The following is a 16,340-nucleotide window of genomic DNA, read 5'->3' as shown; positions in this document are numbered from 1 at the left end:
CGACGGACCTTGCGCCGCGCGAGCGCATCGACGATCCGGTGCACCAGGTTCATCAGGGCTCGCATCGCGGTTCCCTCCAGGCGTTCACGGGACGGGCAGGACGGACGCCGGTCCCGGTGGCATGACGCTGACGTCGCCCAGCCTGCCAGAGCAGACCGGGTCGGCGATGGAGTCGGTCAGGCGTCGGCCTCGCCGGACGCGACACGTCCCGGGGCCCGACCGGATCGGGCCGAGTCCCGGGACGCGTCGCTGCGGCGTCAGCTGCAGCCTGAGGTGCTGCCGCAGCCCTCGCACACGTAGCAGGCACCGGATGGGCGCATCTTGGTGCCGCAGGTGAAGCAGAGCGGGGCGTCGGCCGACTTGCCGATGACCAGCTCGAGCAGCTCGGTCGACGAGCCGGCGCGGCCGGCCGGCGCCGCCACCGGCGCGAGACCGGACGACGGGGCCGGGGCGACCACCGGATCGGTGGCGGTGCCCTCAGCGGCACCCGGCTGCACGCCGGACCCGCCCTGCTCGACGGCCGGGCGGACCACCGGGGTGGCGTCGACCGAGGTGCGCAGCTCCTCGACGACCTCCTCCTGCGCCGACGAGGACCCACCGCCGTAGGTGTTGTCCAGATGCGCGGAGCGCTCCTCGGCCGAGAAGATGCCCAGCTCGGCGCGCTTGTCGACCGGCAGGTAGTCCAGCGCGATGCGACGGAACAGGTAGTCCATCACCGAGGTCGCGATGCGGACGTCCGGGTCGTCGGTCATGCCGGCCGGCTCGAAGCGCAGGTTGGTGAACTTGGCGACGTAGGACTCCAGCGGGATGCCGTACTGCAGGCCCACCGAGACCGCGATGGAGAACGCGTCCATCACGCCGGCCAGGGTGGAACCCTGCTTGCCCAGCTTGATGAACACCTCGCCGAGGCCGTCGTCCGGGTAGGAACCGGTGGTCAGGTAGCCCTCGGCCCCGCCGACGGTGAACGAGACCGTCTGCGACGGCCGCTTCTTGGGCAGTCGGCGGCGGACCGGACCGGTGTGCACCGGCGCTGCGGCGACCGGCGCGGGAGCGGCCGGCTCGACCGGGGTCTGCTGGGTGGTCTTGTTCTTGCCGGCCGCGGACAGCGGCTGACCGACCTTGCAGTTGTCCCGGTAGATGGCCAGCGCCTTGAGACCCATCTTCCAGCCCTGCTGGTAGATCTCGGCCACGTCGGCGACGGACGCGTCCTCCGGCATGTTCACCGTCTTGGAGATGGCACCCGAGATGAACGGCTGGATGGCCGCCATCATCCGGACGTGACCCATCGGGGCGATGGATCGCTCCCCCATCGCGCAGTCGAAGACCTCGTAGTGCTCGCGCCGCAGACCGGGGGCGTCGACGACGTGGCCGTGCTCCGCGATGTACTCGACGACGGCCTCGACCTGCTCGTCCTGGTAGCCCAGCGCCTTGAGGGCGCGCGGCACCGTCTGGTTGACGATCTGCATGGAGCCGCCGCCGACCAGCTTCTTGAACTTCACCAGCGCGAGATCGGGTTCCACACCGGTGGTGTCGCAGTCCATCATGAGGCCGATGGTGCCGGTCGGAGCGAGCACCGAGGCCTGGGCGTTGCGGTAGCCGTGCTGTTGCCCCAGCTCCACCGTGCGCGCCCAGGCGGCGGTGGCCAGCTTCAGCGCGACGGCGTCGTTGGTGTGCAGCACGCGGATCTGGTCGTTGGCCGCGGCGTGCTTGCGGATGACCCGCTTGTGCGCCTCGGCGTTGCGGGCGTAGCCCTCGTAGGCGCCGACTGCGGCGGCCAGCTCGGCGGACCGGCCGTAGGCGGAGGCCTGCATGAGCGAGGTGATGGCGGCGGCCAGCGACCGGCCACCCTCGGAGTCGTAGGCGTGCCCGGTGGCCATCAGCAGCGCGCCCAGGTTGGCGTACCCGATGCCCAGCTGACGGAACGCCCGGGTGGTCTCGGTGATCGGCTCGGTCGGGAAGTCGGCGAAGCAGATCGAGATGTCCATGGCGGTGATGACGAACTCGACGGCCTTGGCGAACCGCTCGGCCTGGAACACGCCGTCGTCGCTGAGGAACTTCAGCAGGTTCAGCGAGGCCAGGTTGCAGGACGAGTTGTCCAGGTGCATGTACTCGCTGCACGGGTTGGACGCGTTGATCCGTCCCGACTCGGGCGAGGTGTGCCAGTCGTTGATGGTGTCGTCGTACTGGATGCCCGGGTCGGCGCACTCCCACGCGGCCTGGGTGATCTTGCCGAACAGATCGGCGGCGTCGACGGTCTCGATGACCTCGCCGGTCATCCGGCTCCGCAGACCGAAGTCGGTGCCGTTGGGGCCTGCCCCCTCCACGGCACGCATGAATTCGTCGGAGACGCGGACCGAGTTGTTGGCGTTCTGGTACTGCACGGAGACGATGTCGTCGCCGCCCAGGTCCATGTCGAACCCGGCGTCACGGAGGGCACGGATCTTGTGCTCCTCCTTGGCCTTGGTCTCGACGAACTCGGCGATGTCCGGGTGGTCGACGTCCAGCACGACCATCTTGGCCGCGCGGCGGGTCGCGCCACCGGACTTGATGGTGCCGGCCGACGCGTCGGCGCCGCGCATGAAGGACACGGGGCCGGACGCGGTGCCACCGGAGGACAGCAACTCCTTGGACGACCGGATGCGGGACAGGTTCAGCCCGGCGCCGGAGCCGCCCTTGAAGATCAGGCCCTCCTCGCGGTACCAGTTCAGGATCGAGTCCATCGTGTCGTCCACCGACAGGATGAAACAGGCCGAGACCTGCTGCGGGGACGCCGTTCCCACGTTGAACCAGACCGGCGAGTTGAACGCGAACACCTGGTGCAGCAGCATCCAGGTCAGCTCGTGCTCGAAGACCTCGCGGTCCTCCTCACCGGCGAAGTAGCCGTGCTCGGTCCCGGCCCGGGTGTAGGTCAGCACCACGCGGTCGATGAGCTGCCGCAGGCTGCTCTCCCGCACCGGGGTGCCCACCGCGCCGCGGAAGTACTTGCTGGTCACGATGTTCGTGGCGTTCACCGACCAGAAGTCCGGGAACTCGACACCGCGCTGCTCGAAGTTGATCGACCCGTCGCGCCAGTTGGTCATGACGACGTCGCGCCGCTCCCAGGTCACCTCGTCGTACGGGTGCACGCCGGGCGTGGTGAACAACCGCTCCAACCGCAGTCCGGCGCTCGTCGTGGACTGGCCGGCGCCGGAGCGGGCGCGGCGACTGCGGGAACCCTGCGCGGGCTGCCCGGCACCGGCGTCCGGCGAGTTGCCGTTGGTGGCGGTCTCGGTCATGGAGCGTGTCCCTTCCCCTGGATCACGATGCCGCACGGTCGAGGACGACCGGCGGGCTTGCGGGTGGCGCTGTGGTGCCGTGCTGCGGTGGTGCGTGCGGTGCTGCCGTGGAGCGGCCCCGGCTGCAGGAGCCGCGGCCGGCCGGCGCCGGGTGGACCGGGTCGCCGACGGTGGTGACGGCCGGGCGACGCTGCTCGGCGGGTTCGAGGTGCAGGACTGACGGGCGACGAGCGGTCAGCTCACCGGCACACCACGTGCTCGGGGGCGTCCCGTCTCGGGTCGGCCCCGGGCCGTGCCGGGCCCGGTGCCGTCGGCCGGCTCGGTGTCGTCGCCCGGACCGGCGTCACCGCCCTTGGCCCGGCGCCGCATGTCGGCGATCTCGGCGGCGAAGTCCTCCGCCGACGTGTAGGAGCGGTACACCGACGCGAACCGCAGGTAGGCGACCTCGTCCAGTTCGCGCAGCGGGTCGAGGATGGCCAGCCCGACCTGCTGGCTGGCGACCTCCGCCATGCCCCAGGCCCGGATCGTCTCCTCCACCTGCTGGGCCAGCTGGGCCAGATCGTCGTCCCCCACGGGGCGCCCCTGGCAGGCCCGGCGTACCCCGGTGATGACCTTGGAGCGCTGGAACGGCTCGGTCACGCCACTGCGCTTGACCACCATGAGCACCGCGGCCTCGACGGTGGAGAACCGACGGGAGCACTGCGGGCAGGACCGGCGACGCCGGATCGCCTGGCCGTCGTCCATCTCCCGGGAGTCGATGACCCGCGAGTCGGGGTGACGGCAGAACGGACACCGCACCGCAGCCACCTCCTTCGATCCTCACGCGCGCGTCCCGGACCGTCCGGCCGCTGTCCGTCCCCGCGCCCGATGTGGACAACGCGTGGACCGGACGTGGGCAGCCGGTCTGCTCCTGTGGACAACTCAGTCATCCGTGGGCACTACTTGTGGATGACTTACACCAGTGTAAGCACTAGATGTTGGGGTGACGGTACGGCGGGAGCCCGCCGCCGGACAAGTCGGCACGGGCGTGTCGGGACGGATTCACTCTCCCGGCCGTCGACGTGATCGTCGATCACCGTGCGTGCGGCGGGGAGCCCGCCGGACCCGGCGAACGGGCGGCACCGTCAGTCACTGACCGGTACCTGGAGCACCTGCCCGACCGGCAGGGTGACTGCCGCGAACTCGCCCAGACCGTTGATCCGCCGGATGTCCTGCACCACCTCGTCGGCGTCCCGGACCGGGTCGGCCTCGACCGCGATGGAGAACAGGCTGTCGCCCGGCTCCACCACCACCGGCACGGATCGCAGCGACGACACCGGTGCGAACAGCGTCCACAGCAGGACGGATCCGGCGACCACGACCGACGTCGTCATGGCCAGGCGCGCCCACCGCCCCATCCGGTAGCCGCGGAGCGCGGTGGGGGCGCCGGTCGGGCACCCGACCGGGGAACGGACGTCCGCGGGCGCCACGGTGTCGGCCGCCCGGGTGCCGGGCCGTCGGCGGGCCGGTCGGGCGCGGTCCGCACGGACCTCCGCCACCCGGCGACGCCGGCGGGACCGACGGCTGGTGTCGTCCGCCGGCTCGACCGGCGCCTCGGTCGACGAGAGCCGGTGCGGGACCCCGTGGGGCCGGGCCGAGGCCAGCCGCAGCCGACCGGCGCGGGCGCACTGCCGGCAGGTCGGGACGGTCGAGCCGGCCGCCCGCAGCCAGGACGTCGAGCCTGCCGGGCGGTGGGCCCGGCCGGTGAGCGGCGGGGCGACATCGACGGGCGCCCCCGGTCGGACCGGGGCCAGGAACACCGACCGGCCGGCGCGCCGGTCGGCGCGCCGGCGGTCGAACGCGGGGACGAGCCCGCCGAGCACACCGGCCGGACCGGTGCGCAGTGAGCGACGGACACCGGACGTCAGGACGTCAGCCATCTGGACTCTCCTGCCTCCGCCGGTCCCGTCATCGGGATCGGCGACTGCTCCGAGGTGGTCCGACCCGGTCGCGCACCCGCTGCGAGCGTGCCGCCGGTTCGAACGGGCGTTCTATCGAGCGCCCGTGGATGTTCTACACCCAGGCACCGACAACGCCGTCCGGACGACGTCCTCGAACGCCTCGGACCGGGCCTCCGCGAGCCGGAGCAGCCCGGGTCGGATCGGCTCCGACCTGCACAGACGACATCCGGGGCGTGTCGCTCGAACAATTGTTCACAGTTCGAATACACTGGGCGCGCCGCTCCGTCGATCACCGCCTCAGGTCGAGCGGACGGCACACGGACCGGGGCAGACACGTCCCGGCGTCACGGGAAGGTGTTGCGGTGGCCAGGGAACGCACGACAGCAGACAGCGGCGTCGGGACCGTGGCCGCAGGAGTCAGCGGGTCGACCGGCGGGAGCGGCACGACGGGCGACACCGTGGTGGTCTTCCCCGACGTCGCCCACACCGGCGTGCTGACCATGCGGCAGCGCAAGATCCTGCAGGTCATCAGGGACTCCGTGGAGCGCCGTGGCTACCCGCCCAGCGTGCGGGAGATCGGCGACGCCGTGGGTCTCAAGTCGCCGTCATCGGTGGCCCACCAGCTCAAGGTGCTGGAGCGCCGAGGACTCATCCGCAAGGACCCGAACCGTCCGCGCGCGGTGGACATCCGGCCAGCGGAGGACAACTTCGAGGATGCGACCGTGATGCCGGTGCCGGCGTTCGTCCCCGTCGTGGGGCGGATCGCCGCGGGCGGGCCGATCCTGGCCGACCAGCAGATCGACGACGTGTTCCCGCTGCCCCGCGAGTTGGTCGGCGAGGGCATCCTGTTCCTGCTCAAGGTGGTCGGCGACTCGATGATCGACGCGGCCATCGCCGACGGGGACTGGGTGGTCGTCCGCCAGCAGCCGGTGGCCGAGAACGGTGACATCGTCGCCGCCATGATCGACGGCGAGGCCACGGTCAAGACCTACCGTCGCCGCGACGGGCACGTCTGGCTGATGCCGCACAACGAGGCCTACGAGCCGATCGCCGGCGACGAGGCGGCCATCCTGGGACGGGTCGTCACCGTGCTCCGCAAGGTCTGACCGACCGCCCCGGCACAGCAACAGGCCCGGGACCACCTGGTGGTCCCGGGCCTGTTCTTGATCGTGTCCGACCGCCCCGGCGGTCAGCGGTGTCCGCTCAGGAGGCGACGCGGCGCTGCGGCTCGGGCGCAGCCTGATCGGCCGGCACCACGGGCACGACCGGAGTCGCGGTGATCTGGGCGGGCGGCGTCGGGACGCTGGCGGTCACGTCGGACTCGGCGGCCGTGGCCTTCTTGGGATCGTCCTCGTGCATGGCCGACACCTCGGACTTCAGGATGCGCAGCGAGCGCCCCAGGCCCCGAGCGGCGTCCGGCAGCTTCTTGGCGCCGAACAGAAGGATGAAGGCGGCGATGATGATCAACCAGTGCCACCACGACAAGCCACCCATGAACTGACCTCCTCGGAGAAGACAACGATGCCGGGCCCGGACCATTCGTCGCCGGGTTCCGGACGGATTGCTCAAGCCGGGCGAGCACAGCAGTTCGTGCGGCGACCGTTCCAGGGTACCCCGGTCGAGGTTACCGGCGCGTTGCCGAACGGCGGACTCATGGTGTCCGCGCAGACCACGCACAGTGGTGCAGCTCGCCCCGATCGCCGAGGTGACCGCCGCTCAGATCCCCCGGCCGGTCACAGCACCATGCTCACAGCACCACGCTCACCCCACCGCGTTCACAGCACCGCGTTCACAGCACCGTGGCGACCCGGTACTCCTCCAGCAGGCCGGCCAGGTTCAGGTTGACCTTGGCGTGCAGGTGCGTGCCGGCGTCCGTGTGCCGCTCGTCCAGCACCGTCCCCTCCCGGTGCACCCGGGCGACCAGGGCGCCCTCGGTGAACGGCACCACCACCTCGACGGTGACGGCCGGGTCCGGCAGCCGACGCGCGATGACCTCGCGCAGGGCGTCGATGCCCTCCCCGGTGTGCGCGGAGACGAACATCGCGCCGGGCAGCTCGTGCCGCAGCTGGGCCAGTACCACCGGGTCGGCGGCGTCGACCTTGTTCACCACGATGAGCTCCGGCACGGCCGCGGCATCGATCTCCGCGAGCACCTCCCGGACGGCGGTGATCTGTGCCAGCGGTTCGGCATCCGATCCGTCCACCACGTGGACGAGCAGGTCCGCGTCGGCGACCTCCTCGAGCGTCGAGCGGAACGACTCGACCAGCTGGTGCGGCAGGTGCCGGACGAACCCGACCGTGTCGGTGAGGGTGTACTGGCGCCCGTCGGCGGTGCGCGCCCGCCGGGTCGTCGGGTCCAGGGTCGCGAACAGCGCGTCCTCGACCAGCACCCCGGCGTCGGTGATCCGGTTCAGCAGCGACGACTTGCCGGCGTTGGTGTACCCGGCGATGGCCACCGCGGGCACGGCGTTCTCCCGCCGCTGCGACCGCTTGGTGTCGCGCACCTTGGTCATGGCGGCCAGTTCGGCCCGCAACTGGGCGATGCGCCGGTGGATGCGGCGACGGTCGATCTCCAGCTTCGTCTCACCGGGACCGCGGGACCCGATGCCGGCGCCGGCGGCGACCCGGCCACCGCGCTGCCGGGACAGCGCGGCACCCCAGCCGCGCAGGCGGGGCACCAGGTAGTTGAGCTGGGCCAGCTCGACCTGGGCCTTGCCCTCCTTGGACCGGGCGTGCTGGGCGAAGATGTCCAGGATGAGGGCGGTCCGATCGACCACCTTGACCCGCAGCCGCTCCTCGAGGTTGCGCAGCTGGCCGGGTGAGAGCTCGCCGTCGCAGATGACCGTGTCCGCGCCGGTGGACTCGACGATCTCCTGGAGTTCGGTGACCTTGCCGGAGCCGATGTAGGTGGCGGCGTCCGGATGGCTGCGCCGCTGCACCAGCGCATCCAGCACCACGGACCCGGCCGTCTCGGCCAGCCGGGCCAGCTCCGCCATGGATGCGGCCGCCGCGTCGGCGCGTTGGGAGCCCGCACCGCCGGCGCCGGCCCACACGCCGACCAACACCACCCGCTCCAGCTGGAGCTTGCGGTACTCGACCTCGGTGACGTCGGTGAGTTCGGTGGACAGCCCGACGACCCGGCGCAGGGCGGCCCGGTCGGCCAGGTCCTGCTCGCCGCGGGTGTCGGGGAAGTGCTCGGGGAGAGTTGTGGCGCCGTCGGTCGCCGCATCGGACGTCGCGGACCGGGCGTCGTGAGTGGGATCAGGACGGACGTCGGGATCGAGGTGGATGGCCGAGCCGTGGCTCGGCGACGTCCCGCGCATCGGACGGGAGTCGTCCGTCCGTCCGTCGGCCCCGTCGGACAGTGCCGCTCGTGCGGCGTCGTTCTGCATCGTCATCGTGCTACCAGGGTGCCAGACCGATCGCGGCGGTTCGAGCGAATTACCAGGTCCTGGCCCTCGATCAGCGACCCTCGATCACCTGACGGCGGAGCCGCCGCACACCGATCAGCCGGCGTCGGGCCACAGGGTGGCGTCGAGTCGGCCCACCGCGACCAGGACGGCCGGGCCTTCCAGCGTGGCCGTCCCGTCGTCGGCGACGGTGACCACGACCCGCCCGCCGGGCACCCGCACCCCCAGGGTGCCGGCCCGCCGTCCATCGGCGGCGAGCGCCACCGCGGCGGCGGCGACGGTGCCGGTCCCGCAGGACCGGGTCTCCCCGGAGCCGCGCTCGTGGACCCGCATGGCGATCTCCGCGACGGGACCGGCCGGGCGGTGCACGAACTCCACGTTCACGCCCGACGGGAACACCGTCGCGTCGAAGTCCGGGGCGGTCGACAGGTCGAGCTCGGCCAGCGGCACGTCGGTCAGGCAGGCCAGGTGCGGGTTGCCCACGTCGACGGCGGTGCCCTCGAACCGACGCCCGGCGACCGCAGCCGTGCTGGCGCCGCCGAGCGTCACCGGTCCCATGTCCACCCGGACGGGACCCTGCTCCCCCAGCCAGGCGGTGCGCAATCCGGCCCGGGTGTCGAAGGTCAGCGTCCCCGGGGCGGCCCAGCCGGCGGCGACCAGGAAGCGGGCGAACACCCGCGAGCCGTTGCCGCACATCTCCGCCAGCGAGCCGTCGGCGTTCCAGTAGTCCATGAAGAACTCGGCGCCGGTCCCCGTGTTCCGGCCGGGCGCGACCCGGATGACACCGTCGGCGCCGATCCCGGCCCGCCGGTCGCAGATGGCCCGGACCCGCTCCGCGGTCAGCTCGATGCGACCGTCCCGGTCCGGGAGGAGCACGAAGTCGTTCTCGGTGCCGTGCCCCTTGAGGAAGGCCGGCCCGGTGAATTCGAGATCCTCGGATCCGGCCTCGTAGGCAGGCAGCACGTCGGTCACCGCGCCAGTCTAGGAAGCGCCGGGGACCGACGCGGCCGCGCGCACCGTCGCCGCCGCCCGGGTCACCAGCTGCGGGTCGGCTGCGTCCAGGTCGATCATCCGGTGGTCCCGGCGGAACCAGGAGCGCTGCCGGCGGACGAACCGGCGGGTGGCCGTCACCGTCTCGGTGACCGCCGTGTCCACGTCGAGCTCACCGTCCAGCACCTGCAGCAGCTGGGCGTACCCCAGCGCCCGCCGCGCGGTCATCCCGCGCCGCAGGCCGGCGGCGTCCAGCCGACGCACCTCGTCCAGCCAGCCGGCCGTCATCATCACCTCGACCCGGGCGCCGAGCCGCTGGTCCAGCTCCTCGGTGGCCCGGTCCAGCCGGAGCAGGACCGCCCCGTACCGCGGCACGCCCGGCCGCGGCATCGAGGCGGTGAACGGCCGCCCGGTCAGCTCCATGACCTCCAGGGCTCGGACCAGCCGACGGCCGTTGGCCGGGTCGATGGCGGCGGCGGCCACCGGGTCGGCCGCGGCCACCCGCCGGTGCAGTTCGGCCGGGCCGACCACCGCGAGCTCGCCCTCGAGCCGGCGGCGGACCGCGGGGTCGGTGCCGGGGAAGTCGATCTCGTCGAGCACGGCCTGGATGTAGAGCCCGGACCCGCCGACCAGCACGGGCAGCCGGCCGTCGGCCCGGATCCGCTCGATCACCGCCCGGGCGTGGTCACGGTAGGCGGCCACGCTGGCCGTCTCGGTGACGTCCAGGACGTCGAGCAGGTGGTGCGGCACGCCGCGCCGCTCGTCCGGGGACAGCTTGGCCGTGCCGATGTCCATGCCGCGGTAGAGCTGCATCGAATCGGCGTTCACCACCTCGGCGCCCGCGGTGCCCAGCCTGGCGTCGTCGCCGAGGACCGCGGCCAGGTCGAGCGCCAGGTCCGACTTGCCCACGCCGGTCGGTCCGGCCACGACCACCAGCGGCGGCGTCGGACGGTCGGTCATGCCGGACCGCCGTTGCCGGCCGCACGGTCGCTCCCGACCGAACGGCGATCCGGCCAGGTCCAGGTCGCGACCAGGTAGCTGACCCCGAACGGCGCCCCGGCGGCGAGCAACCGTCCCGCGGCGGGCGGGTGCTCGGCGGTGACCGCGGCCAGGACCGCCCAGACCGACGCGCTCGGCACCAGCAGATCGTGCACCGGCCACCGGTCGGGGCGCAGGCACCCGGCCAGCGCGGCCGGATCGGCGTCCCGCACCGCGGCGGTGAGGGCCGCGTCCCAGGCGGCGGCCCCCGGGTGGTCGCCGCCGGGTGCGCTCGGCCCCGCGCACGCCGACCCCTCGGCCACCACCAGCAGCCCCGTCCGGGCGTCGGCCGCGGCCTCGCGGATCGCCGCCGCCGCGGCACCCACCGCGCGCGGCGACCCGGGGTGCCCGCGGCCTCCCCCGACCGCCGAGCGCAGGATGGGCACCGGCCCGGGCGCCACCTCGACCACGACCGGGTCGGTCACTCCGGCGCCGGCCAGCAGCGACCTCCCGACCCGCGCGGACACCGACCCCGGCGCACCGTCGTGTACGGCCCGCCGCGCCACGGATCCGTCCGTGCCGTCCGGCCTGGGCCAGGCCGCGGCCAGCACCACCACCCGATCCAGTCCGTGCAGCGCCGACACCGCGGACGCCGCCGCCGCCGGCACCTCGCCGGCCCTCGGCAGCAGCGACGGAGCCACTCCGGGCAGCAGGAACGGCGCCCCGGGGCAGGTGACGACCACTTCGATCACGCGCCGCTCACCGAGCCGCCTCCGTTCCGCGCGCAGGTCCCGCCGCAGGTCTCGCCGTCGACGGTCGGCCGGACCGACCGTCCAGCGGGCCTCCGATCCGGCGGGGCGGCCCGGGTCGGGCGGTGACCGGACCACCGGCCCGGAGCCGACGCCATCACCGCACCTCCGGCCGACGGGGCCCGTCGCATCGCCCTGCGCCGCCGCTGACATGCTGCCAGGCTGATCCCCGGCCGCGATCCGGCCTCGCCAGTGACGGCGGATCCGGGGCAGACTGGGGCTCTCTGAGCCCCCAGAGCAGCGTGGCACCACGGGGCCGGTCCAGGCCGGCCCGGAATCGCAGGATTCCCCGTCGAGCAGTTGGAAGGTCCCGCACCGATGACCCAGGACGACACCACTCCCGCCGCCGCGGGCGGTACCACCGAGCGTGCCGACGGCTCCGCTGACGGACACGCGGACGGGATCGCACCGACCGCGACCGAGCGTCCCACCGAGGGCGAGACCGTCGAGGCGCCGGTCGATCCGACCGTCGGTGACGATCCGCGTCGGGAGTACGAGCGGCCGGACGAGCCGTCCGGGTTGACCAGCCCCCTGCCGGGCCTGACCGAGACCGCCGATGGACCGACGGACCCGGCCGACTCCTTCGCCGCACCGGCCGACCTGATCGCCCCCGCCCCGGACTCCGGGGCCGTCCGCGATGAGCAGGTCGGCGGGAACCTCCCGCCCGCGGAGGCCGGGTCGGTTCCGCCGGCCGCTGGTGCGGTGCCGCCCGCCCCGATCCCGGTGGTCGAGCCCGGCACCCCGCCGGCCCCGATGCCGACGACACCGCCGGTGGCTCCGCCCGTCCCGGCTCCGCCCGTCGCGCCCGGCACCCGGCCGGGTGGGCCGCGACCGGCCGGGTCCCGCGGGCCGGGACGGCCGGGCGGTCGGCCGGGCGACAAGGGGCGCGGCACCCGGCCGGGTGGCCGGCCGACGCCGACCCCGCCGGCCGAGCACGGGCCCACCACGCTCGTCGAGCCGATCGTCGAGCCGGTCGACCCGCACGAGTGGGGCCGCATCGACGAGCAGGGCGTGGTCTACGTGCGGACCGCCGCCGGCGAACGGATCGTCGGCAACTGGCAGGCCGGCGACGCGGAGGCGGGGCTGGCCCACTTCGGGCGCCGGTTCGACGACTTCGCCACCGAGGTCGCGCTGCTGGAGGCCCGGCTGGTGTCGGGCTCGGGCGATCCGAAGGCAGCGAAGCAGCAGGCCATCGCGCTGCGCGAGCAGATCGAGACGCTCCCGGCCATCGGTGACATCGACGGCTGCGCGGCTCGCCTGGAGACCATCGTCACCGGCGCGGACGGTGCCATCGCGCTGGCCGCCCAGGTCCGGGCGCAGGCCCGCGCCCAGGCAGTGGCGGCCAAGGAGAAGCTGTGCGAGGAGGCCGAGGAGCTGGCCGCCTCGACGCAGTGGAAGTCGGCCGGTGACCGGCTCAAGGCCATCGTCGAGGAGTGGCGGCAGATCCGCGGGATCGACCGCAAGACCGACGATGCGCTGTGGAAGCGGTTCGCCAAGGCCCGCGACACCTTCACCCGGCACCGCGGGTCGCACTTCGCCGAGCTGGACAAGCAGCGCAGCGCGGCCAAGGAGGCCAAGGAGGCGCTCATCGAGCGCGCCGAGGCACTGGCCGATGCGACCGACTGGACCGCCACCGCGCACGCCTACCGCGACCTGATGACCGAGTGGAAGGCCGCCGGGCGCGCCCCGCGGGACACCGAGGAAGCGCTGTGGCAGCGGTTCCGCGCGGCCCAGGAGCGGTTCTTCTCGCGTCGCAACCGGACGTTCGCCGAGCGGGACGCCGAGTTCGAGGCGAACGCGGCCAAGAAGGAGTCGCTGCTGGCCGAAGCCGCCGAGATCGATCCGGCCAAGGACCTGGACGGCGCCAAGGCGCAGCTCCGGGACCTCCATGACCGGTGGGAGGCGGCCGGCAAGGTCCCCCGGGAGCGCATCCGGGAGCTGGACGGCAAGCTGCGCGCGGTCGAGGACAAGGTCAAGGCGGCCGAGGACCGGCACTGGCGACGCACCGATCCGGAGACCGCCGCCCGGCTGGAGCAGTTCCGCTCCCGGGTCGCCGACTTCACCAGCCAGGCGGCCAAGGCCCGCGCTGCCGGCAACGAGCGCAAGGCCAAGGAGGCCGAGGCGCAGGCCGCGCAGTGGCAGGAGTGGCTCAAGGCCGCGGAAGCCGCCGTGGACTGAACCGTGGACTGAGGCCGCCGTCGACGGACCAGTCGTCGCGGCGGTCACGGCATCGCACGGGGGTCCGGCCGAGAGGGCCGGCCCCCGTCCGCGTCCGCAAGGGGCTGTGGGCTGGGCGGGATCAGCCGACGGCGCAGGCCGACGCCGGCTGCGCCGGGGCCGGGCGGCCGAAGCCGGGCAGTCCCAGGCCCACGCCCGGCGTCGTCGTGCGGGTGCCGGCCTCGAACCGGTCCCCCGCCCGGGTGCGGCGGTGCGTCAGCACCGGACCGTCGGCGACCAGGTGGTGCGGCGCGGCCTGGTCGATGCGCACCTGCAGCACGTCGCCCGGTCGCACCGTCCGGTCGACGGCCCCGGTCGGCCGGAAGTGCACCAGCCGGCCGTCCCGGGCGCGTCCGCTCATCCGCTGGGTGGCCTCGTCCTTGCGGCCCTCGCCGGCCGCGACCAGCACCTCGACGGTGCTGCCGACCAGCGCCTGGTTGCCGGCCAGGGACGAGGCCTGCACCAGCTCCGCCAGCCGCAGGTACCGCTCCTTGACCACCTCGGCCGGCACCTGGTCGGGCAGGGCCGCGGCCGGCGTCCCGGGGCGGGGCGAGTACTGGAAGGTGAACGCGCCGGAGAAACGGGACTCGCGCACCACGTCGAGCGTGGCCTGGAAGTCCTCCTCGGTCTCCCCCGGGAACCCGACGATGATGTCGGTGGTGATGGCGGCGTCCGGCATGGCCGCGCGCACCTCGTCCAGGATGCCCAGGTAGCGCCCGGACCGGTACGAGCGGCGCATCGCCTTGAGCACCCGGTCCGACCCGGACTGCAGTGGCATGTGCAGCTGGTGGCAGACGTTCGGCGTCTCGGCCATCGCCGCGATGACGTCCGGGGTGAAGTCCTTGGGGTGCGGCGAGGTGAACCGGACCCGCTCCAGACCGTCGATGTCGCCGCAGGAGCGCAGCAGCTTGCCGAACGCCTGCCGGTCGCCGAACTGCACGCCGTAGGAGTTCACGTTCTGGCCGAGCAGGGTGACCTCCAGGACACCGTCGTCGACCAGCATCTGCACCTCGGCCAGGATGTCGCCGGGCCGGCGGTCCTGCTCCTTGCCGCGCAGCGACGGCACGATGCAGAACGTGCAGGTGTTGTTGCAGCCCACCGAGATCGACACCCACGACGCGTAGGTCGACTCACGCTTGGCCGGCAGCGAGGACGGGAAGACCTCGAGCGACTCCAGGATCTCCAGCTGGGCGTCGCCGTTGTGCCGGGCCCGCTCCAGCAGCGTCGGCAACGAGCCGACGTTGTGGGTGCCGAACACGACGTCGACCCAGGGGGCCCGTCGCAGGATCTCGCCCCGGTCCTTCTGGGCCAGGCAGCCACCGACGGCGATCTGCATCCCGGGCCGGGTCACCTTCAGCGGGGCCAGATGCCCGAGGTTCCCGTACAGCTTGTTGTCCGCGTTCTCCCGCACCGCGCAGGTGTTCAGCACGACCACGTCGGCCGCCCCGGGCGCGGCGTCCGCGGCGGCGGGGACCAGGCCGGCCTGCTCCAGCAGCCCGGACAGGCGCTCCGAGTCGTGCACGTTCATCTGGCAGCCGTACGTCCGCACCTGGTAGGTGCGGGGGGCCTCCTGCGGGGACGCGCTCGGCTCGGCGGCAGGGGCGGCGGACACGGTCGACATCACGCACGACAGGGTACGGCGGCCCTGCCACACCTCCGGCGTTCCGCGCACCGACGAGGAGGGAGCCTCGTCGCCGCCCGGGTGGGACGAAGATCGACCGGCGGATCGGGGTCGATCACGTAAAGCTTCGATCACGCCTGGACGCTCCTGGGAGCGAGCGGTGAACCGGTGTGGCAGGCTGCGTCCACACCGGGCGGTCCGTCACGCGCTGTGACGAGTGGACCCGGCGACCGGCCGGCCGACGGACGGGTGTGCAGGAGCGGAGGACGGGTGGCGGCAGTAGGAGCAGGACCGGCGTCCTCGGGCACCGGCGGGTCCGGACCGATGATCGAGATGCGGGACGTGCAGAAGCACTTCGGCGCCCTGCACGTGCTCAAGGACATCAACCTGTCGATCCCGGCCGGGCAGGTGACCATCGTGCTCGGTCCGTCCGGGTCCGGGAAGTCGACCCTGTGCCGCACCATCAACCGACTCGAGCCGATCGACTCCGGCACCATCGCCGTCGACGGCACGGTGCTGCCGGCCGAGGGCAAGGAACTGGCCCAGCTGCGCGCCGACGTGGGCATGGTGTTCCAGTCGTTCAACCTGTTCGCGCACAAGTCGATCCTGGACAACGTGACGCTCGGGCCGATCAAGGTCCGCCGGATGAACAAGGCCGAGGCCGAGAAGCTGGGCATGTCCCTGCTCGAGCGGGTCGGCATCGCCTCGCAGAAGGACAAGCTGCCGGCCCAGCTCTCCGGCGGGCAGCAGCAGCGCGTCGCCATCGCCCGGGCCCTGGCCATGCGGCCCAAGGTGATGCTGTTCGACGAGCCGACCAGCGCCCTGGACCCGGAGATGGTCAACGAGGTCCTCGACGTGATGACATCACTGGCCCGCGAGGGCATGACCATGCTGGTCGTCACCCACGAGATGGGCTTCGCCCGCCGCGCCGGGGACCGGGTGCTGTTCATGGCCGACGGCGAGATCGTCGAGGACGCCCCGCCGGAGCAGTTCTTCACCGATCCGAAGTCCGCCCGGGCCAAGGACTTCCTCAGCAAGATCCTCACCCACTGACCCACCCGGGAGCGCCCGCGGCCGGCTCGTCCCGCCGGCACCGCCCCG

12 protein-coding genes are annotated in these 16,340 nt (G+C 73.1%); 3 read left to right on the top strand and 9 right to left on the bottom strand.

All coding sequences use genetic code 11. The annotated features are described in order from the left end of the window. Positions 1 to 257: 257 nt before the first annotated feature. From JL106_RS18205 to JL106_RS18195, 3 genes are all read right to left on the bottom strand, one after another. Positions 258 to 3,275: a vitamin B12-dependent ribonucleotide reductase gene (locus JL106_RS18205; protein WP_205262182.1), complete on the bottom strand. Its 3,018-nt coding sequence runs from the start codon at positions 3,273 to 3,275 to the stop codon at positions 258 to 260. Between the two features lie 234 nt (positions 3,276 to 3,509). Beyond that, on the bottom strand, positions 3,510 to 4,073 hold the full coding sequence (nrdR, locus tag JL106_RS18200; protein WP_205262181.1) for a transcriptional regulator NrdR: 564 nt from the start codon (positions 4,071 to 4,073) through the stop codon (positions 3,510 to 3,512). Between the two features lie 326 nt (positions 4,074 to 4,399). Further along, positions 4,400 to 5,194 carry a LysM peptidoglycan-binding domain-containing protein gene (locus JL106_RS18195; RefSeq protein WP_205262180.1) on the bottom strand — a complete coding sequence of 265 codons (795 nt, stop codon included), beginning with the start codon at positions 5,192 to 5,194 and terminating at the stop codon, positions 4,400 to 4,402. Between the two features lie 383 nt (positions 5,195 to 5,577). Here JL106_RS18195 and lexA point away from each other — a divergent pair, with 383 nt between their 5' ends. After that, positions 5,578 to 6,321, top strand: coding sequence for a transcriptional repressor LexA (gene lexA / locus JL106_RS18190; protein WP_328842574.1), 744 nt, complete (start codon positions 5,578 to 5,580; stop codon positions 6,319 to 6,321). A gap of 97 nt (positions 6,322 to 6,418) precedes the next feature. Here lexA and tatA read toward each other — a convergent pair whose 3' ends face one another. From tatA to JL106_RS18165, 5 genes are all read right to left on the bottom strand, one after another. After that, positions 6,419 to 6,709, bottom strand: a complete 291-nt coding sequence (gene tatA / locus JL106_RS18185; RefSeq protein ID WP_205262179.1) for a Sec-independent protein translocase subunit TatA — start codon at positions 6,707 to 6,709, stop codon at positions 6,419 to 6,421. A 295-nt stretch (positions 6,710 to 7,004) separates the two neighbouring features. Continuing rightward, positions 7,005 to 8,612 (bottom strand): GTPase HflX, encoded by a 1,608-nt coding sequence (gene hflX / locus JL106_RS18180; protein ID WP_236007930.1) that lies wholly within the window; start codon positions 8,610 to 8,612, stop codon positions 7,005 to 7,007. Between the two features lie 108 nt (positions 8,613 to 8,720). Next, positions 8,721 to 9,587 (bottom strand): diaminopimelate epimerase, encoded by an 867-nt coding sequence (dapF, locus tag JL106_RS18175; protein WP_407940200.1) that lies wholly within the window; start codon positions 9,585 to 9,587, stop codon positions 8,721 to 8,723. A gap of 18 nt (positions 9,588 to 9,605) precedes the next feature. After that, a complete protein-coding gene (gene miaA, locus JL106_RS18170) occupies positions 9,606 to 10,574 on the bottom strand; it encodes a tRNA (adenosine(37)-N6)-dimethylallyltransferase MiaA (protein WP_205262178.1) in 969 nt (322 codons plus the stop codon). After that, complete coding sequence (locus JL106_RS18165) at positions 10,571 to 11,344, bottom strand: hypothetical protein (RefSeq protein WP_205262177.1); 774 nt, start codon at positions 11,342 to 11,344, stop codon at positions 10,571 to 10,573. The genes miaA and JL106_RS18165 overlap by 4 nt, the downstream gene beginning before the upstream one ends. Before the next feature lie 810 nt (positions 11,345 to 12,154). Here JL106_RS18165 and JL106_RS18160 point away from each other — a divergent pair. Next, the gene (locus tag JL106_RS18160; RefSeq protein ID WP_205262292.1) at positions 12,155 to 13,579 is read left to right on the top strand and encodes a DUF349 domain-containing protein; all 1,425 of its coding nucleotides are present in this window, start codon (positions 12,155 to 12,157) and stop codon (positions 13,577 to 13,579) included. Between the two features lie 121 nt (positions 13,580 to 13,700). Here JL106_RS18160 and miaB read toward each other — a convergent pair whose 3' ends face one another. Further along, on the bottom strand, positions 13,701 to 15,239 hold the full coding sequence (gene miaB / locus JL106_RS18155; protein WP_205262176.1) for a tRNA (N6-isopentenyl adenosine(37)-C2)-methylthiotransferase MiaB: 1,539 nt from the start codon (positions 15,237 to 15,239) through the stop codon (positions 13,701 to 13,703). A 324-nt stretch (positions 15,240 to 15,563) separates the two neighbouring features. Here miaB and JL106_RS18150 point away from each other — a divergent pair, with 324 nt between their 5' ends. Further along, positions 15,564 to 16,292 carry an amino acid ABC transporter ATP-binding protein gene (locus JL106_RS18150; protein ID WP_205262175.1) on the top strand — a complete coding sequence of 243 codons (729 nt, stop codon included), beginning with the start codon at positions 15,564 to 15,566 and terminating at the stop codon, positions 16,290 to 16,292. Positions 16,293 to 16,340 lie beyond the last annotated feature (48 nt).

The sequence above is a fragment of the Nakamurella leprariae genome, assembly GCF_016918035.1.
Taxonomy (GTDB): Bacteria; Actinomycetota; Actinomycetes; order Mycobacteriales; family Nakamurellaceae; genus Nakamurella; species Nakamurella leprariae.
Note: the sequence above shows the minus strand (reverse complement) of the source record. Positions and strands in the feature narration are given on the sequence as shown.